The organism is Photobacterium sp. ABD4_091, assembly GCF_056160145.1.
On sequence record NZ_JBSWWQ010000002.1, the window covers coordinates 871,314 to 889,278 of the forward strand.

Consider the following 17,965-nt stretch of genomic DNA (forward strand, 5'->3'; position numbering starts at 1 on the left):
TTATTGCAACACGGCTTCAAATGTCAGGTGAACATTGACGCTTGCACGATCAGCTAGCGCATTGTTTTCAAGGTCCCCTTTATAATTGGCCTTCATCAACCAACGGCCAGCATGCTCGGGGACAAAGGTCACCATACCCTGCTCATCACTCACCACATTCATCTGCTCTTGGTGATTGCGGTAAAGCGTGCCTTCTCGAGTAATTTCGGCTGTTACACCCTGCTGAGGCTCACCGTTGAAGAAAAACTGGAAGGTCACCTCTTCACCCTCAACGATATCTGCAGGGTGTGTGACAGGTACAAGCTCTAGGTACTTTCCTTCAATCTCAAACGCTCTTTCAGTTGGCTTACCCACGGTTACGTAGGTTTCAGCTCGCGTATAGCTGATCTGGGTAATGACATCGCGGGATTTCTTGGGAAGCACTTCATCACGCTCGGCTTTGTGCGCCTTAACCCACTTAACGGTATCTCGGCGGCCCGCTTTATACTGGGTGTAGTAAGAAGGCACGTTATTAACACGAACTTTGTGGGTACCTTCCTCTTCAAAGTAGAAATCAAACACCGAGCGGCGCTTTCCCTTCGTCACATAAGACGGGTACTGAATACGACCGTCAGGCATGACGATTTGGCCTGTTTCACTGCCTGCCGGCTTATCAAACACAAAGGTGCCGTGTGACGCGGTCACATCGAAAGTCAGCCAATCACCACCTTCTTTTGAAACCGTAAAGTGGGAAGGCAAAATCCAGCGTGGGTGGGCATTAGCCGTGGCACTTACTGCCATGCCAGCTACTAAAGCACAGGCAATAGTTGCTGCCTTAACTTGCGAAGATTTAATCATTTTATAATTCTCGAATTGTGTTGAATCTTTATTTCACTGTGTACTGAAGTCGGATATCTCCGGTCTCTTCCGTAGGCTTAATGTGATGAGTAAAACTGGCTTCAGCCAAGTTGATTTTTTGACGCAGGTAATTACGACCACCGTGCTCGCGTACAACCTCAACGTAAAAGGTATAATCACCCTGCTCTACTCGATTTCCGGCATCATCCAAACCATCCCAGACAAAACGATATTCACCAGCAGGCCTTGTGGCCGATGTCACAGCATCAACTAGCTCACGGTCATATCGCCCAACTTTACGCCACCAGCTTCTCAAGTCTTTAAGCCATTCATCCTTGCCAACCCATAACTGAACCGTACGCACCGGCTTGCGGTTGCTGTCTTCGATCCAAACAGCAACATAAGGTCGCGCATACATCGAGGTTTCAATTTTTGGCAATTGAAAATCAATATCCATCGAGGCCGATTCTGGAAGAGGTTTAGCGAAAGCGGTAAATGCAATCGGCATAACCAGAGTCAAGCCAGCTAGCGATTTAGCAAAAGCATTCATGGGTGTTCCTTGTCAAATAGCCTGTTAAGGCACAGCAAAAATAAAAATAAGTAGCGTGATCAGCGATCCCAGAGCCATCCATTTCATGGACGTATTCAATGTTTTCTTTTTAGGAAGCAACAGGCATACACCGGTCAAAACGAAGAAAACCATCAGCAAGGCAGTAATATCGATAAACCATTTCCAAACTTCACCGCTGTTCCTGCCCTTGTGAAGGTCGTTCAGAACAGCAACCATGCCATAATGACTTTTCTCTATTTCGGCTTCTTGGCTGACCAAATCAATAAAGACTGTCGCATTGTAGCCAGGGCCTTTGTAATCAAGGGTAATTTCACCTTCGAGTAACTCGCCGTCTTCTACCTCGGTAAAGACTTCCATCGCCGACGGCATACCAGACAAGTCAGCATTCGACTTCAGAAACGCTAATAACGCCTGCTCTTCTGGTACGAAAGCATTGTTTCTGCTTGCCATTAATGAATGTGGCAAGGTAAGGGTCAGCGACTCTACGTTTGGCTGGCTTTTTACGAACAGTTCAGGGCGGTTTAGTGTGATCCCTGTTACTGAGAAAAACAGTACAACGAGCAGCAGAGCCATAGACACATAGATATGCAGACGGCGGGCCCAAAGTTGAACCGCTTTACTTTTCAATAGCATGGTCAATTCAATGTATAGTGACTATCTTATGCTGCACAACATAATTGATAATCGTTTTCATTGGCATTAAATTTACATTGTTTACGAATGTAAGGATTTGGGTCGGGGGAATTCATTTGGATAGAACCCCATAAAGGCGGAGAAGTAAAAATCACAGCGCTTTATTAATTCACATTGCATCATTCACAAAAACCATACCTAAAATCTCTATACCCTTAAATGTTAGAGATATATTGATGATTAACTTTGCTTATCAATACGTGCAATGTTTTTTGTTTTCCTTACTTACCAACACCCCTTATCCTGCGCAGCCTTTTTGTTTGCAGGTAGATATCAGTGACCACAACCTCTTCCAATGCCTTATACACCGATTTGTCAGGTTATTATGACTTGATGTGTGCAGGTATTGATTACAAAGCTCAGAGTACATATGTACGCAGGTTGCACCAGCTATTTGGTAATGGAGGCAAGCACCATCTTGATTTGGCATGTGGTACCGGACCTCACATTCGTCACCTGATTGACAATGGTTACCTAAGCCAGGGGCTGGATCTAAACCAACCCATGCTGGATCAGGCAAAATTGCGTTGCCCGGAAGCAAACTTCAAGCAACAGGATATGTGTGGTTTTACTGTCGAGACCAAGCTCGATTTGATCACCTGTTTTCTTTACTCTATCCATTACAGTGGTGACATTGATAAGTTGCGTGCTTGTATTATCAGTGCGCATGCAGCACTCAATGACGGCGGTATGTTCTGCTTTAATGTCGTAGAAAAAAATAAGATAGATAACCGCTTGTTCGTGCGACATAGTGCCCAGCACAATGGTGTTAACTTTATCTTTGCCTCAGGTTGGCACTACCCAGGTAATGGTGAAAACCAGTCACTGAAGCTTAGCATTGAAAAACACAGCGAGAATGAATCACTCCAATGGAGCGATGAACACCCGATGGTTGCTGTCAGTTTTGACCAAATGCGCCAATTGCTAGAACCGTATTTTGATGTGTACATTTTCGAGCATGACTATGAAAAAATTGTCCCGCTCGACAACACATCAGGTAATGCTTTCTTCGCTTGTGTAAAGCGCAATGAAGCCACTCTGGCAAAACAAGAATTGGCTGCATAATAGAAAAGCCGAAGCAGCACAAAAGATTACTGCTGCGGCTCAACTATTACAGGTAATTATTATTACTTGAAGGCTTCAATAAGATAATTGTCGACAACATACGACCATAAGTGGCCATAGTTATAGAAAACCTCATGCCCTGAAACACCCGGTCCTAACTGGTAAAACTTAAAGTCAACTTGGCCACCCGCTTCCTCATAAGCAGTGACGAAGCTTTGAATTGTCGAATCTGCGTAGTAAGGGTCGTTATGGCCATAAATAAATAGTGTCGGTATTTTTATTTTATGAGCCGCATTCTCAAATATCTCGATATTTTGCGATAGAGTACCATTATTACAAGTATCCCCTACCCATCCACCGGAAAAGTTAATCACTCCAGAAAAGGCGTTTGGATGCTGGGAGGCATAAACCAATGACAGTATTCCGCCACGCGAATTACCTGATAACAGTATTTTGTTTTTATCTACCCATGGTTGCTCGATTAAATAGTCATACGTAGCATCTAAAGATTGCACAGCATAGTCCAACCCTTTGTTAATACCTTCACGGTCACAAGTATATAACTCGTCATAGCTTCCTTCGGACTTCCCTCGCCCTCTTCTCATCGGGATAATCAGCGCAATATCTTTACTGACTAAATACCTACCGAAGCCCCAAGGGTTAATGGTGTAATCTTTGGGAATAACATAAGGCCCTGTTGAGCCATGGTTAAAAATGACAGTGGGGAAAGGGCCATCCCCCTCAGGTTTGTATACTGTCGCTTCAAGATTAATACTACTCTTTCCTAACACCCCACTCTCGACCAACGGGACCTTAACACTTTCACCGTAATCATTAGCCAATGCACCCGCAGAGAGACAAAGCACGAAACAACCGAAAGCTAGACGACCACCCATTACAAACTCCAAACCAATATATTGCTTAACACCAAATAGCTTGGATACATGATAAACACAGCCATGCCTATACGATTTGTGATCAATTAAGCAGTTTCATGCCACATATAAATTAGCTTGGTAACTAAATTGATTAGCCAAATTTAACCAAAAAATGCCATAGCAATTTCAATTGCTGAAGTTCTGCCTGTATTTCTTCAGGAGATAAGCTTCGTTGACTATTAGCCACTCTCTGCGCCGCTTGCCCTATAGCGAAGGCCGTAATTTCACCATCAATGGCAATATGTTTGGCAAGCTTGAGCATATTTGGCCCGCGAAAATCATCAGGAACGCTTTCTACCGCTAATCTATACGCTGGTCGCCAACACAGCTTCATATCATGTGTATTCGCTAATAGCTCAAGAGCATTGCCAACCTCTGTACCCTTGAATGACGCATCAGCAATGAGGCTTTCGACATCATTGGTTAAACTGATATCACCGTGAACTTTGTGCTTCAACATAATGATCAAGGTTTCTTGCCTTCGATTGAGCTAACCGTAAATCTACATTTCCTTCGTGCTTGGTTAGATCGCCTCTTAGATAGCTTTCCATAAACGGCTTTGGGCGTATATTTGATAAACCTAATACCGCATCTCTCTCAAAGCATTCTAATAGTGTTGCAGCAAGAATAGGCTTGAAAGCGTCTAGCGTACCTCTAATTTCTGGTGTTTGGTAAGAGTCGACAAAACAAAATGTCGCTCGCTGACTGACTTCTGGTTTGAATACAAAATAACATGACCCAAATCTCGGGCACGGACCATCCATATGTTTTGCGATATCTAGCGCGCCGTACTTGGGACGTTGATTTAGCGGTGCGTTTGCAAATACATCACCAAACAAATAGTTTTCCCACTGGGCACGCTCGCCTTATTGGTGTGGGTCAAGCTTACCGTTCGATACCAAAGATTCAAACTGGTTGAGGTAACGACCTGAGTGTTGCATTGATTCCACTACCGTTAGGCCGTTTGCAGTAACTCTATCTGGGTGGAAGTGCGCTGCGATCTGCGCTGTCTGTTGAATCTTAGCTAAAAACTGCGACACCAAGTTCTCGTCAATGTTAGACATTTCTAGGACGTGCCCAAACACCTGAAGCTCATTGGTACTTAACTCATTGGTGTTTAAGGTTTGGGCATATTCGCTGACATAGCGAATCGCATTTAGCGCTGCAGTATTATGATTCATCAAAACTCCATGATAGATTTTCAAGCTATTCAATAATCTACCATGGAAATCGACACCGACAAGGTACTATTGCGGAAGATCTATTTGAATAAGGCCGCCATCATTCACTTCGAAATGTAATGACACGGTACCCTGTTGCTGGGTTTGCTTGATGATTTTTACTTCCCGATCTGGAAAACGGCTCATCACAACTGCCTTGAGTTCTGACAATAGCTTTTGTCTATCATCAACTGATAGGTTTACTCCAAGAGACATCCAACCTCCAAACAAAACAATTCTATTTGAAATAAGCGACCAAACGGAAAGTAACTTAAACGTCTAGAGGTGACTATTTGGTTGGGGCAAGTAACTCACTGATTTACCAATCAACCTTTTCCTTATCTGCAGTTGTTTTGCTATATACCACAGTGTGCCCAAGCTCGCCTGATGGTAAACGCCGATCATTATTCTTCAGGCATTCAAACTCAAACCCACAACGTTCGGCAACAGCCCGGCTTGGTTGATTCTGCTCTGCCGCAGTAAATTCTACCCGGTTAGCCTTCAGCTCATTAAATGCGTAATCAGTAAAACATTTAGCCGCTTCCGTCATGTAACCACACCCATATGCCGATGTTCTCAGCCAGTAGCCAATCTCAAAATACGGAACGGCTTTGTCCTTGAGGCTCTTTCTAGCGATAGTGGCACCAGCTTTAGCCTTTTCGTTTCCATATCCCGTAACCTCCCAGCCAGTTATCTATATAAATGAACATATCACCGTGTTTTGAAACGCTCAATAAATAGGCTCCTGATATCAGGAGCCTTTCATATCTTTCCAAGTACTAATGGTGAAAGATTCTGTTAGCAAGCTTCTTCAGCAGCGCCACAAACTTTCTTTTGCACCACTTGAGGAGCCGGCTCATAGTGGCTCAATGCCATACTAAAACTTCCCTCACCACCAGTCATCGCCCTCAACCGCTGGGAGTAATCCAACAGCTCATTTTGTGGGATCCGCGCTTGCAGTGAGGTGAAGTTATTGTCTTCAGATTGCGTGCCTAAAATGACGCCACGGTTTGCTGCAAGATCTCCGCTAATGTCACCAACAGAATCGGTTGGGATCTGGAGATTAAGCTCAACAATAGGCTCAAGCACAATAGGGTTAGCGTTGTTTACCGCGTCAAGGAAAGCTTTCTTGCCCGCAATCACAAACGCGATTTCCTTGGAGTCTACGGAGTGGTATTTGCCGTCATACACAGTGACTTCAATATCATGGATTGGATTACCAGATATCGCCCCCTCATCAACAGCCTGTCGAATGCCCTTCTCGACCGCTGGAATTAATGATGTTGGAATGGCACCACCCACCACTTTATTGACAAACACAAAGCCTTCCCCGCGCTCTAGTGGGCGTACTTTAAGCTGTACTTCACCAAACTGCCCTGCACCACCACTCTGTTTTTTGTGTCGATAGTGGCCTTCAGCAGCTTGGGTGACCGTTTCAAAATATTCGATGCTCGGCTGCTCGGTAATGACGTTAAGCTTATAGACAGAGGCCATTTTCTCCAAGGCGATTTTGAGGTGGAATTCCCCTTGGCCGCCCAATACCGTTTCATTGGTGCGGGTACGGTGCTCAAGGCGCAATGAAGGATCTTCAGACGATATTTTGTTAAGTACTTCTGATAACTTCTGTTCGTCTCCCCTTTTGGTGGTTTGCAGCGCCAAGCTATACATGGGCGCAGGGAATTCAATGGTTTTCATGAGAACATTATCTTCATCATGGGAGTCATGGACCACCGAATCAAAATTCAAATCATCCACTTTTGCCAACACACAAAAATCACCCGCTCTCGCACTGGTGATTTCTGACCGTTTCTTCCCTTGTAACTGATACAAGTGGCCAACTTTAAAGGCCTTGCTGTTCTCACCGATGTAAAGCTGAGAACCCGCATTTATTTCACCCTGGAATACCCGCAAATATGCCAGTTTACCTAAATACGGGTCGACACTAACTTTATAAACATGGGCTACCGTATGATCCAACTGTTCACAGTCAACACGGATCTGCTGGCCTTTTTTCTCCAACATTGGCGGGTTACCTTCCGAAGGCATCGGCATGATTTCCGCCAGGGTTTGGAGCAGCAGTGAAATACCCTGCCCAGTTTCTGCTGATACGAAACAAACCGGGATCACATGCCCCGTTCTTAAAGCTTCCTCAAATGGGTCATGAAGCTGCTCTGGGGTCAGTGAGGAGCCTTGCTCCAAATACAACTCCATGAGATTTTCGTCAACTTCGATAACTTGATCAATAAGCTGCTCGTGCGCAGCTTCAACGCTATCCCACAAGGTGTCGGTGTCAGAGTCTGGTGAGAAATAACAGTCAACAATGGATTGGCCATCTGCCGAAGGTAAGTTAATCGGTAAACATTCCTGACCATAGTGCGCTTGGATCTCTTGTAATAGCAGTGGTGTCTTATCAGGGTTCAGATCGACCTTATTGATAATGATCATCTGACACTTTTTCTGGGACTGGGCAAAAGCAAATAACTTTTCTGAAACTTGGTTAAGCGGTGTGTTGGCATCAAAGACTAAGGCGGAAGTTTCAACTGCAGGATAGATACTGAGTGTACGACCCAACAATTCTGGCAAACCCGGCGTATCGATGACATTCATGCGGTGTTTTTGCCAACAAAGTGCGGCGGGGGTGGCTTCAATACTGTGTTGATAATGGATTGATTGGTCATCAAAGTCTGTGACGGTGTCACCCTCTTTGACATTACCGAGATGTGTGGTGCATTCTGACTCAAACAGCAGCCGCTCAATGAGTGTCGTTTTACCTACACCGCTTTGACCGACAATTGCGATATTGCGAATTTCATTCATAGACATAACAGCCTCCGAAGTTCAGAAAGACAAACGCTACTTTTCAGCATGTATGGCGGTTTCCCGCCTTCTCGTCTTCCAGGTCAATTTTCGGATGGGTATATCCATAAGCAGAGCCCACATCGCCGCAAGAGTATTAGTAAGAATAACCAATCTTTACTATTTCATTGTCTCGAATAGCTTGCGCCCATTAACTTCGCTTTAATGTGAGTTATTTCATAGGGATGAATATTGTCTGCTATTTGTTACAAAAAAAGGCCACTTTTGTGACATTCAACATATGGTGTGAATAACACAACAGCAGCCTTATAGGAGCAAAGAGTTGGGTTTAAGGTGATAAGCCTTATGCGTTAACTTGCTATCTCCCTTTTCTGAGACAAGTATTTAACCCAACTCTTTGTCGCAGCAGTAGATTCAATATTGTCTGCCTGCTTAGCAAAGATAATCGCTTTCTCGAGGTTATCGAGCTTGTAATAAGCGCGCACCTTGGCAAGGGCAACATCTGCTTCATGCTCTTTATCTTTGACTTTATCAAGCTCAGCAATGGCTTTGTGGTAGTAGCCTTGCTGAAGGAGCAATTGCGCTAAAGGCCAACGGTGTTTATTGTTCAATGCCGCCGCTTTACGCCATACCGCAATAGACTTATCCCACTCCTTGGCAATTTGCCAATATTGAGCCTGCAGTACGACAAGCTCAGCATCTGACTCAGCATTATCAAGCTGAGAGTAAAGAATTGCTGCACGCTCTGGGATACCACGCTGAGCATAAAGCTGAGCCAGTGTCTTCAAGTCTTGTTGCGACAACTCTACACCTTGTCTACGTGCCAACGCCAACGTATCTAGTGCCGATTTTGACTGGCCTAAACGCAACTGGATACCGGCTGTCTGCTGCCACCAAACAAGCTTGTTTGGCTCAAGAGCAATCAGCCTTTCCAATGTAGGTAATGCTGCTTTCCATTGCTTAAGCTGTAATTGGGCACCCAGCTTGATGGTCAAAGGTTGCACATCAAGTTTGCCTACATACTTGCCATAAGTGTTGATAGCACTCAACGTTTGTTGCCACTCAGAAATCTGGTAGTGCGATTGGGCAATACGAAGCCAGAGCTCATCAGCTTTCTGATTTTCAGGGATGTTCTTGCTCAAGGCATAGTAATGCGGCAGAGCCTTCTTGAACCTTTCACTTGAGAGCAAAATGTCAGCCAGCATGCGCTGTGTCACCCATGCCTGTTCGTCTTGGAGCAAACCTGAATTGACGGCATCGGTTAGATTTTCAATCGCCTTTACCGTGTTATCTTGTTGCCAATAGAACACACCCAACATACGTTGGACATAGGCCTTGTCGTATGCCCGAGATGGGTTTAGCCCCTCAAGCATCGTAATTGCTTCACCCAACTTCTCATCTTGCTGAAGGTTATGTGCTCGCTGCACTCGCCCCGCCGTATACTGGGAAAGCTCAGCCGATACAGCCTGTTCAGGAATTAGGCCAAACGGTAGTGACAAGGCAACAAGTAATGTCAGTTTCTTGATCATTTCTGTATTTTAAACTCCAGTCTTACCGTTTGACCAACCTGAGCAATCGACTTGCCATCGACAACTTTAGGCTGGTACTTCCATTTTCTCAGTGCTTGAATAGCCTCACGCTCAAATAAACGACGCGGCTTGGCATCCAGTACGCTGATATCCGTGGGCCGACCTTGTGGGTCAATGGTGAATGACATGACAACGTAACCTTCCGCACCCTGCTTCATCGCCCTTGAAGGATACTTCGGCTCAACACGGTATAGCGGCATCGCCTGTTGGTTAGAACCAAAATCAGAGAAGGTTGGCATATTAATCGCCAAGCCCGATACCGACGCGTCCAAATTCAAGTTCGGCATTGAAGGCGAAATGGTATTGGTCACGGCCTGGTTCGTCGCCTGTGGCATTGCCTGCGGCGGCGGTTCCGGCGTTTCAGGTTTCTCCGGCACCGCACGCTGCCTGCGTTGGGCTTCACGTTCCTGCTCTACCATCACCATATCAAACGCTAAGAGCTGTTTTTCAGCCTCAGGTCGCTGGTTGCCGTTATCGACCATCCACGCCATGAAAGTGAACAAGCCTAACGCCATCGCGAAAGCAGCTGGAATTGCAATGAGTATACGCAGCATTAGCGCTTCTCCGCAGCCAGCGCTATTTTCTGTACACCCGCGCCTTTAGCGGCATCCATCACTCTAACAACTGTACCGTTATAGGCGTGTTCATCAGCCTGAATCACCAAAGAGGCTTCTGGTTGTTCAAGAAGTAAGTGTTCAAGTGTTGCCTGAACGCGCTCTACATCAACAACGCGCTTATCGATATAGACATCGTTGGCAGAAGTAATAGCAATGAAGATACCCGCATCTTTCTGGCTAACAACATTACTCGCTTGAGGACGATTCACTTCGACACCGGACTCTCGAACAAATGAGCTGGTTACAATGAAGAAAATCAACATGATAAATACGATATCCAGCATAGACGTCAGGTCTACCTGGGCATCTTCACGGGCGGAAGAAGGACGACTCAGTCTCATTACTGACTCCTCAATAATTTTTCTAACTTAATTTCGCGCTTGTGGCAGGACTTGGATAAACGAGAATGCACAAACATCCCTGATAGCGCAGCAACCATACCGGCCATTGTCGGTAGTGTGGCAAGGGAAATCCCCGATGCCATCAGCCTTGGCTGGCTACTACCTTGCGTTGCCATCACATCAAATACCGAGATCATACCGGTAACCGTACCCAGCAAACCAAGCATTGGGCAAATAGCGACAAGAACCTTTATAAGGTTCAGGTTTTGGTTAAGAGCAATATGAGCTTGGCTCAACCAACCATCACGCATTGAGCGTGCGTACCACGATGCATGGTCATCCCTTGATTGCCACTTTTCCAACCAAACCTGGCGCTGTTTCGGGTAGGTAATGAGCAGGTATAACACCCGCTCAATAACCAGGATCCAGCAAAACATCACAACCGCTGCCAACCACCAGAGAACCTGACCACCTTGGTTCATAAAGGTCTCAAGTGAGTATTTCCAAGCATCAAAGAATGAAGCTTGCACTAGCGGAACTTCATACAGATTGCTTTCCATTATGCGGTCGTTCCTGCTTTTTCAGCTTGCTCAGCAACTAGGCTAATACCTTGTTTTTCCAAGATACTACGAATTGTTTCAGCCTGAGTCGTCAACATGTTGTGTGCCAAAAGCAGTGGCATTGCCGCTACCAGACCAAGTACTGTCGTTACAAGTGCCATTGAAATACCACCCGCCATTACAGTCGGGTCACCGTTACCAAACTGGGTGATCACTTGGAAGGTTTCGATCATACCGGTCACTGTACCCAGTAGACCAAGCATCGGCGCAAGAGCCGCCAGAAGCTTCAGCATTGAAAGGCCTTTCTCTAGACCTTGCTGCTCATCAACAATCGTTTCAAGCAAACGCAATTCAAGTGCTTCAACACTGCGGTTATGTTCTTTGCTGTAAACACTTAGTACGCGACCCAGTGGGTTGTTGCCTGGGTTTTCGGGTGTTTTAAGCTGCTTTTTGATTTGTTGACGGATAGCAAATAACTTAGCACCCCGGAAAAGGCCAATGGACAGACCAATTGCCAATAGGCCAAGAATGATCTTACCAACCACACCACCATGCTCGATGCGATCTTTCAGTTCGGGCGCATTAGCAAGTTGTTCAAGCATGATACCGCGAGATGGGTCGACAACCATTGACTGCATACCGCTTTGCTCAAGCTGAGAAAGCTGATTACTAACAGGGCCGTTTTGCGGCTGTTTCAAGTACGGTTTAGCCGATTCACGCTTACCATCCCAAGCTAGGTAACCTTGGTCGCCAATTAGGCCAAGGCTGCCTAAACGGTATGCATCAACGCTTGCACTCTTACCCTGCCCATCGATAAATGGTACAGATACCGCACGCAGTTCACGGCTGGCTTGAATTTGCTCTTCAAGTCCTTTCCACAGGCCGTTCAGTTCTTCTAATGAAGGTAGTGTTCTTGCTTCAACAATGCTGTCGATAACCTGACGGTATTCTTTTCGGTCAACACCCGTTACTGAGAAGCCCATTTCAGAATCAAGATCTTTGGCGGCTTGACGAACAACACCGAACAATTCACCCAGGCTGCCCGTTTCTAGTCGAAGCTGCTCTTCCAGTTTCGCCAAATCGTTTTCATTTGAGCTGAACGTCGTACTTAGCTTGTCTGTTTCTGCTTGTAGCTTCTGACGTTGTTTAATTAAAGCATCACGCTGAGCTTTGAATTCTTGCTCAGTCATCTTGAAGCCTTGTTCACGCTCAGCATTGTGTTGCTGCTGAACTTTGGCTTCTTGACGGGTATCTTGAACTAACGAGGTATTTGCAGAAACTACAGGAACGGTAAACAGGCACAATGCTGCCACTAACGCTTTGATTTTCATGTTACTTCGTCTCCACGTTAACTGAAACTGGCAGTGTAATTAGGCTCGGGGCCGCTTGCTTTGATGCAATTGCAAAAGCCTTGTTGATGTCTGATGCAAAAGAGTGGTCAAGTGATTGCCACACCGACTCTTTCTCGTTCCAAGACCAGTAGTTGGTTCCATCAAGGCTGCGAGCAACAAGGGAAACACGGCCTAGGTAGAGCATATCTGCTTCAATCGAGCCACTTTCTAGCGCCAGTTGGCCCTGATAGACACCCATTTTAGTACCGTAATCGAGCTCAATTTGATAAGCCTCGAGAATACGACGGTATTTTTCTGCATCGCTAATATCAGCCTGCACCATCATCTTTCCTAGCTTTTCAATACGCGCCAAACGTTGCTCTTTTCGGATAGGCTTGTCTGATTCGACATTGGTCTTTAGGCCATTAAGCATGCTGTACATCAATGGCACCACACCCTGTCGGGTATCTTTAATGCCATCAATCTGCTGGTTGAGGCTTGCCATTTCTTGGTTCTGGCTGTTAACCAGATTGGCAAGGTGGTCACGATAAACCTGCAGGTTCTGTACTTCTTCCTGAAGCTGTTCGATTTCCGCTTTCATTGACAACGTTGCTTCGGCGCTACGGTCAATTTTCTTCTGGCTGTTAGCTGAGGCCGCATTCATCGAGCTTTCAAGGCTGCGAGCGTCACCTAGTGTACTGGCTTGTGCGCCAGCTGTGAGGCTAAGTACCAATAGCGCGAGGCTAGTTTTCTTGATATTCATTTTAAAATCAATGCACTAATAAACGTTAAAAATCTTCAATCTATGAAGGCTATACCAAAAACAAATAAACTCATCGAGTGCTAGTCAATGAGTGAAAATTAATATACAACAAATGAAAATCAATATCATTTGGATTTACATTATTTAATTAAACAGTAAAAGGGAGAGCACACAGCCCTCCCTCTTTATTAATCAACTAGTAACGTACTTGTAACATCGCCATGTAATTGCGGCCTTCGCCAAGGGTTACATTGGTGTTATCACCACCCATCATGTAATCCGTATCAAAGACATTTTCCACATTGAAGCGAGCGATGAAATCTAGGTTCTGATCATAATGGATAGTATGAGAAATACCCATATCTACACGCGTGTAAGCATCTTTCTTAAACGTGTTAGCATCATCACCGTAACGCTCACCAACATATGTCAATCCAAGGTTAACATTGGTATTGTTCTCAAATGCGTATCGAGACCACACTGTCGCACCAAATTCTGGAACATCTGCCGGACGATTACCCTGATAGTCCGCATGGCTCTTGTACTCAGCGTCTAGGTACATCGCGTTACCGTGTAACGAGAATCTCTCTGTCAGGTAACCTTGCATTGCAAACTCAGCACCTCGGTGTACTTGTTCACCGCCTTGCGTTTTAGTGTATTCGCCATTTGAGTGCTTGATATCCAACGCGACATCTTCCAATGCGATGTCAAAAACAGCACCAGTCACAAACAAACGTTCGTCGAACAGTTCCCACTTCGTACCCAGCTCATATTGCTTACCGGTACGAGGTTTTAGGTGATCACCATCGTTACGGTACTTTTTCTTATTACTTGAAGTTACTTCGCCCTGTGGCTCAAAACTTTCTGAATAAGAGGCGTAAATTGAGCCATTGCTCTGTGGGTGGTAAATCACAGCGACTTTAGGCGTCAGAGCATCTTCTACTAGATCTTTACCTTTTGTTTCTTCACGGTCGTAACGAAGACCCGCCAATGCTTGCCACTGGTCGTTAAACGTTACCATATCTTGGATATAGAAGCCGTATGAATCGCGCTCTGTTGGTGTGCCTTTCTCCTTTGTCGTGTAATCAAGGCCATCAGGTTTAGTGATTGGTTTACCAACAGTGCCTGTGTAATACTTACAATTCTTACCATTTTCATCACAGTTACTGTCTGAGTGCTGCTGTCTCTGGTAGAAATAGCCTAACCAGTTAGCCCCTACAAGTAGCTGGTGATCCACTCCAAATGCTGAGAATTCGCCTACAAAGTCAAGAAATGCCGTGTCATATTGCCAATCATCTGAGCGATCATAGCCTTGGTACAAAAACTCACCCGTCTCAGGGTTATACGTTTCTGGCTGGGAAAAGCTTTCAGTATCGTGACGCAAGAAGTTCTGATGGTTATAGCTCGCTGTCATGCGCCATGCATCAGTTAGCTGAGCGTTTACATCAATACCGTAGTTTTCGACGTTATTTTCAATCTGCGACCACTGCGCATCCCAGATATGCTCATTACCCAGTACGACTTGACCGTCTTTCACGTATGCACCCGAGTCAACATTCCCCTTGTCGCGAGTCTTGTCATAATGCACAGATACAGTGACGTTGTCGTTAACGTCGTAATCAACAAACAACCCACCGACAAAACGCTCTGTTGATGGTGTGCTGCCGTCTGTGTAAGTACGCCAGTTGTCATAGGTTTGCTGAGAGACGATTGCACGGGCGCGAAGAGTTTGCTCTTCATTTAGCGAACCGCTGACATCGACAACGGTTCGTGACTCGTTGTCAGAACCGATATCCTGGCTAACATTCACTTGTGTGTCGTATGTTGGTTTCTTCGAAACCATGTTGATCAAACCGCCTGGAGCCGATTTACCATACAGCAAACCTGACGGGCCTTTAACAACTTCTACTCGCTCTAATAGCTCGATAGGCTGACGGTAATGAGACCAATGTTGTTTGCCGTCACGCAAAAAACCACTGCCGCTTTGGATCTCAAAGCCACGCAAAGAATATGTCACTCGGTTACGGGTTTTGTCACCAACAGATACGCTTGAATCGTTTTGCAGTACTTTATCTAACGAACTAGCGCGCTGTTCGTCAATCAACTGCTCATCAATAACAGAGACCTGCCCCGCTGTTTCCAACTGGCTCGCTTCAATACGCATCGCAGATGTATTGGTATCTGCCTTGTAACCGTAATCACGACCGGTTACCACCATGTGTTCATCGACATCGGTTGTCGCAGTGTGCTCTTGGGCATACACAGTTGGTGCAGCTAGGATGGAACCAATAAGTAAAGTCAATTGACTTTTGTTAAACATATTCCGTTACTCCAAATTGTTTGAGATACAGCGCCTTGTTATTGATTTGCTATGAGGCGTCTTAGTTGTACCCACATGCATTTTTGTGCTGGGGAGGAATATAAGTGATAACCATTACCATTTGCAGTTAATTTACATTCTTTGCATTCGTAAAGGAGTGTAAAGTTACGTCAAGCTGACTCTTCACCGTGCCCTATACATGAAGTGTGTCATTTCCGCTGCAGGCAGGTATAATGCGACGTTTTTTTTAAAATTATCGGTACATTTGAAGTGACAGAAGTAAACCTAGATAACGTTTGTCAGCAACTGACAGCCCTTAACCTAAAAGCAGAAAAAATGCGCATTGTCACCGTTTCTGCAATGGATGAGGATGTACTTGAGTCGTGTACATCGACTGAGGGTGAATGTTTCTATAACAGCTATATGAACGTCATTTACGGAAAAGGTGATCGTTACGTACTTGGCTATCGCTGCGGCGAAGAGGTTGTAGACCATGCAATCATCCGTAAAGGCGATAAATATTATGACCCAACCCTACAAGCTGAAGGTGACTTCAAAGAATACCAGTACGCTGTGATGACTGAATTCACGGTGTTTGACATGATGAAACACGCCAAGAGTAATAAAGACTTCCCGCCAGACGTAGATTACATTTTCAGTAAGGCCGGAAAATTCAAAAACGTTATTGATGTCGAACGTTTGAAGAAATAACACTAAGCCCGATGCAATGCATCGGGCTTTGTTTATCAGAAGCTTAAGCGGCAATGGGTAGTTGAACCTTAACCCGAAAGCCTGCTGTCAAATTTTCCGCTTCGACGTTTCCATTCATAATTGAAACCGCCTCTTTCACAATCGCAAGGCCTAGCCCATAGCCTCCCGTTTGCTTTTCACGGGATGATTCAATCCGGGTAAACGGATCAAATATGTGTGCGAGGTGCTGAGCTGAAATGCCTTTACCATTGTCCTCGACTAAGACCTCAACTGCCTCATTGCCGGCACGAACCGAAACCTTGATACTGGCCGTATCTCCAGCATATTTAATAGCATTTCCTATTAAGTTATTGAGAATACGAAGCACAAGGCTGTTGTCTGCCAGTGCAAGTCTTTCAATATGGCCACTAGCGAAGTGTAATGATTGCCCATGATTCAATACATCTTGCATTTTGTCCACTTGAAGGGCACAAAGGCTAGACAGTTCTGTTGGGCGAAGCTTTAACTGATAATTAGCATTCTCTAACCGACTGTATTCAAGGATCTCGCTAACTAACTCATTCATTTCCGAAGACTCACGCTCTAAGCGATCTAATAAACCGTGTTGCTCATGCGGCAATTTTCTTCGTAATAAATGCAATGCCAAATCATGCCTTGCCAGAGGCGTTTTAAGTTCATGTGATACGTCTCGGATCAGACATTTCTGCTTTTCAGATAATGCATCAATTCGGCGGGCCATATGATCAAAACTATTTGCTAGGGAAGCGAACTCTGTTACCGAATCACCAACCTCTTGACCTACCCTGACAGAGAAGTCCCCTTCCGAAAGGCGATGGCTAGCAATTTGGAGTTTGTTGAGCGGTTGCTGTAAATACCTCGCCAGCAAAAGCGACAACACGCCAAGTATTAAACCTGCTATCACTATCTTGATTATCGAAAAGTAATAGGTAAATAGTCGTGCCGGATGATGGCGATGCGGAAACTGTATAAATAGCGTATGACCAGTTTGAAGCGGGATAGCAATTATTGGCTGATTAACTTCATTGTCAAAAACAGTTTCAATATCACGCGCATACTGAAGCTTGAACTCAAAGTGAGGGTGCATCTCTCGGCCGCTGATAGCCTGTTGCTTATCGTCAAGTACAAACAGATAGTACTTCTGCCCCCGTTCCCAGTCAGCTAGTTCATCCATGTCCCCCTCTCGGATATTCACTTCAGCCTGATAGGCCATATCGACCATTTCCGCTTTGATCCTTTCAGGGATGTGTAACATTACTCTTACCATAGCGGCTTCTGCAAGGTTTTGAAGCAACAGAATAATAAACAGGCTGATAGCAAAGGAAGAGAATAGCTTAAATGCCAAGCCGTCTCGGTCACCGAGACAGAAAGCAGACTTTATTTTTTGAATAATATGATGGCTCATTGCAGAAGACGAAAGGAATTTTTTGCTAGGTTAACACAAGCGGCAACTTACTCTCAGTTGTTTTAATCCCAAATCGAAAAATGTGGCAAACACGTCATTAACAGAATTATGATCATTAATTTCAGGTATCAAATCAACAAATTTAGTTTACATAACTGTCTTCTAATAC

Annotated in this window: 18 protein-coding genes and 1 pseudogene; 2 read left to right on the top strand and 17 right to left on the bottom strand. The window is 45.1% G+C overall.

All coding sequences use genetic code 11. The features are described from left to right. The 3 genes from ACXAGQ_RS18280 to ACXAGQ_RS18290 form a co-directional block, all read right to left on the bottom strand. Positions 1 to 837 (bottom strand): DUF4198 domain-containing protein, encoded by an 837-nt coding sequence (locus tag ACXAGQ_RS18280; protein WP_475255749.1) that lies wholly within the window; start codon positions 835 to 837, stop codon positions 1 to 3. A 28-nt stretch (positions 838 to 865) separates the two neighbouring features. Next, entirely contained in the window at positions 866 to 1,345 is a 480-nt protein-coding gene (locus ACXAGQ_RS18285) for a DUF2271 domain-containing protein (protein ID WP_475256627.1), read from the bottom strand. Between the two features lie 66 nt (positions 1,346 to 1,411). Continuing rightward, the gene (locus ACXAGQ_RS18290) at positions 1,412 to 2,041 is read right to left on the bottom strand and encodes a PepSY-associated TM helix domain-containing protein (RefSeq protein ID WP_475255750.1); all 630 of its coding nucleotides are present in this window, start codon (positions 2,039 to 2,041) and stop codon (positions 1,412 to 1,414) included. A 393-nt stretch (positions 2,042 to 2,434) separates the two neighbouring features. Between ACXAGQ_RS18290 and ACXAGQ_RS18295 the strand changes: the two genes are divergently transcribed. Beyond that, positions 2,435 to 3,166, top strand: coding sequence for a class I SAM-dependent DNA methyltransferase (locus tag ACXAGQ_RS18295; RefSeq protein ID WP_475256629.1), 732 nt, complete (start codon positions 2,435 to 2,437; stop codon positions 3,164 to 3,166). A gap of 62 nt (positions 3,167 to 3,228) precedes the next feature. Here the strand turns inward: ACXAGQ_RS18295 and ACXAGQ_RS18300 are convergent, their stop codons facing one another. From ACXAGQ_RS18300 to ACXAGQ_RS18360, 13 genes and pseudogenes are all read right to left on the bottom strand, one after another. Beyond that, positions 3,229 to 4,062, bottom strand: a complete 834-nt coding sequence (locus tag ACXAGQ_RS18300; protein ID WP_475255752.1) for an alpha/beta hydrolase family protein — start codon at positions 4,060 to 4,062, stop codon at positions 3,229 to 3,231. A 133-nt stretch (positions 4,063 to 4,195) separates the two neighbouring features. Continuing rightward, positions 4,196 to 4,564, bottom strand: a complete 369-nt coding sequence (locus ACXAGQ_RS18305; RefSeq protein ID WP_475255753.1) for a DUF3626 domain-containing protein — start codon at positions 4,562 to 4,564, stop codon at positions 4,196 to 4,198. Further along, a pseudogene (locus ACXAGQ_RS18310) lies at positions 4,539 to 5,285 on the bottom strand (DUF3626 domain-containing protein). The gene ACXAGQ_RS18305 and the pseudogene ACXAGQ_RS18310 overlap by 26 nt, the downstream one beginning before the upstream one ends. A gap of 66 nt (positions 5,286 to 5,351) precedes the next feature. Then, positions 5,352 to 5,540 (bottom strand): hypothetical protein, encoded by a 189-nt coding sequence (locus ACXAGQ_RS18315; RefSeq protein WP_475255754.1) that lies wholly within the window; start codon positions 5,538 to 5,540, stop codon positions 5,352 to 5,354. A 103-nt stretch (positions 5,541 to 5,643) separates the two neighbouring features. Continuing rightward, entirely contained in the window at positions 5,644 to 6,018 is a 375-nt protein-coding gene (locus ACXAGQ_RS18320) for a GNAT family N-acetyltransferase (protein ID WP_475256630.1), read from the bottom strand. Positions 6,019 to 6,122: 104 nt separating this feature from the next. Next, on the bottom strand, positions 6,123 to 8,147 hold the full coding sequence (gene fusA, locus ACXAGQ_RS18325; RefSeq protein WP_475255755.1) for an elongation factor G: 2,025 nt from the start codon (positions 8,145 to 8,147) through the stop codon (positions 6,123 to 6,125). Positions 8,148 to 8,491: 344 nt separating this feature from the next. Further along, the gene (locus tag ACXAGQ_RS18330; RefSeq protein ID WP_475255756.1) at positions 8,492 to 9,670 is read right to left on the bottom strand and encodes a tetratricopeptide repeat protein; all 1,179 of its coding nucleotides are present in this window, start codon (positions 9,668 to 9,670) and stop codon (positions 8,492 to 8,494) included. Beyond that, a complete protein-coding gene (locus ACXAGQ_RS18335) occupies positions 9,667 to 10,284 on the bottom strand; it encodes an energy transducer TonB (RefSeq protein ID WP_475245438.1) in 618 nt (205 codons plus the stop codon). Before ACXAGQ_RS18335 ends, ACXAGQ_RS18330 begins: the two co-directional genes overlap by 4 nt. Continuing rightward, positions 10,284 to 10,688 (bottom strand): ExbD/TolR family protein, encoded by a 405-nt coding sequence (locus tag ACXAGQ_RS18340; RefSeq protein WP_107296501.1) that lies wholly within the window; start codon positions 10,686 to 10,688, stop codon positions 10,284 to 10,286. Before ACXAGQ_RS18340 ends, ACXAGQ_RS18335 begins: the two co-directional genes overlap by 1 nt. Then, positions 10,688 to 11,248: a MotA/TolQ/ExbB proton channel family protein gene (locus ACXAGQ_RS18345; RefSeq protein WP_475255758.1), complete on the bottom strand. Its 561-nt coding sequence runs from the start codon at positions 11,246 to 11,248 to the stop codon at positions 10,688 to 10,690. The genes ACXAGQ_RS18340 and ACXAGQ_RS18345 overlap by 1 nt, the downstream gene beginning before the upstream one ends. Then, positions 11,248 to 12,579 (bottom strand): MotA/TolQ/ExbB proton channel family protein, encoded by a 1,332-nt coding sequence (locus ACXAGQ_RS18350; RefSeq protein WP_475255759.1) that lies wholly within the window; start codon positions 12,577 to 12,579, stop codon positions 11,248 to 11,250. Before ACXAGQ_RS18350 ends, ACXAGQ_RS18345 begins: the two co-directional genes overlap by 1 nt. A 1-nt stretch (position 12,580) precedes the next feature. Next, entirely contained in the window at positions 12,581 to 13,342 is a 762-nt protein-coding gene (locus ACXAGQ_RS18355; protein WP_475255761.1) for a DUF3450 domain-containing protein, read from the bottom strand. Between the two features lie 196 nt (positions 13,343 to 13,538). Next, complete coding sequence (locus ACXAGQ_RS18360) at positions 13,539 to 15,662, bottom strand: TonB-dependent siderophore receptor (protein WP_475255763.1); 2,124 nt, start codon at positions 15,660 to 15,662, stop codon at positions 13,539 to 13,541. 270 nt (positions 15,663 to 15,932) lie between these two features. Between ACXAGQ_RS18360 and ACXAGQ_RS18365 the strand changes: the two genes are divergently transcribed. Beyond that, positions 15,933 to 16,373, top strand: coding sequence for a hypothetical protein (locus ACXAGQ_RS18365; RefSeq protein WP_475255765.1), 441 nt, complete (start codon positions 15,933 to 15,935; stop codon positions 16,371 to 16,373). A gap of 43 nt (positions 16,374 to 16,416) precedes the next feature. Here the strand turns inward: ACXAGQ_RS18365 and ACXAGQ_RS18370 are convergent, their stop codons facing one another. Next, on the bottom strand, positions 16,417 to 17,796 hold the full coding sequence (locus ACXAGQ_RS18370) for an ATP-binding protein (RefSeq protein WP_475255766.1): 1,380 nt from the start codon (positions 17,794 to 17,796) through the stop codon (positions 16,417 to 16,419). Positions 17,797 to 17,965: the final 169 nt, after the last annotated feature.

Bases quoted from the DNA above. Each gene is read 5' to 3' on its own strand.
- ACXAGQ_RS18300 (WP_475255752.1), bottom strand. From the start codon at position 4,062: ATGGGTGGTCGTCTAGCTTTCGGTTGTTTCGTGCTTTGTCTCTCTGCG.
- ACXAGQ_RS18280 (WP_475255749.1), bottom strand. From the start codon at position 837: ATGATTAAATCTTCGCAAGTTAAGGCAGCAACTATTGCCTGTGCTTTA.
- ACXAGQ_RS18340 (WP_107296501.1), bottom strand. From the start codon at position 10,688: ATGAGACTGAGTCGTCCTTCTTCCGCCCGTGAAGATGCCCAGGTAGAC.
- fusA (WP_475255755.1), bottom strand. From the start codon at position 8,147: ATGTCTATGAATGAAATTCGCAATATCGCAATTGTCGGTCAAAGCGGT.
- ACXAGQ_RS18355 (WP_475255761.1), bottom strand. From the start codon at position 13,342: ATGAATATCAAGAAAACTAGCCTCGCGCTATTGGTACTTAGCCTCACA.
- ACXAGQ_RS18330 (WP_475255756.1), bottom strand. From the start codon at position 9,670: ATGATCAAGAAACTGACATTACTTGTTGCCTTGTCACTACCGTTTGGC.
- ACXAGQ_RS18360 (WP_475255763.1), bottom strand. From the start codon at position 15,662: ATGTTTAACAAAAGTCAATTGACTTTACTTATTGGTTCCATCCTAGCT.
- ACXAGQ_RS18295 (WP_475256629.1), top strand. From the start codon at position 2,435: ATGTGTGCAGGTATTGATTACAAAGCTCAGAGTACATATGTACGCAGG.
- ACXAGQ_RS18345 (WP_475255758.1), bottom strand. From the start codon at position 11,248: ATGGAAAGCAATCTGTATGAAGTTCCGCTAGTGCAAGCTTCATTCTTT.
- ACXAGQ_RS18290 (WP_475255750.1), bottom strand. From the start codon at position 2,041: ATGCTATTGAAAAGTAAAGCGGTTCAACTTTGGGCCCGCCGTCTGCAT.
- ACXAGQ_RS18305 (WP_475255753.1), bottom strand. From the start codon at position 4,564: ATGTTGAAGCACAAAGTTCACGGTGATATCAGTTTAACCAATGATGTC.
- ACXAGQ_RS18350 (WP_475255759.1), bottom strand. From the start codon at position 12,579: ATGAAAATCAAAGCGTTAGTGGCAGCATTGTGCCTGTTTACCGTTCCT.
- ACXAGQ_RS18370 (WP_475255766.1), bottom strand. From the start codon at position 17,796: ATGAGCCATCATATTATTCAAAAAATAAAGTCTGCTTTCTGTCTCGGT.
- ACXAGQ_RS18315 (WP_475255754.1), bottom strand. From the start codon at position 5,540: ATGTCTCTTGGAGTAAACCTATCAGTTGATGATAGACAAAAGCTATTG.
- ACXAGQ_RS18335 (WP_475245438.1), bottom strand. From the start codon at position 10,284: ATGCTGCGTATACTCATTGCAATTCCAGCTGCTTTCGCGATGGCGTTA.
- ACXAGQ_RS18285 (WP_475256627.1), bottom strand. From the start codon at position 1,345: ATGCCGATTGCATTTACCGCTTTCGCTAAACCTCTTCCAGAATCGGCC.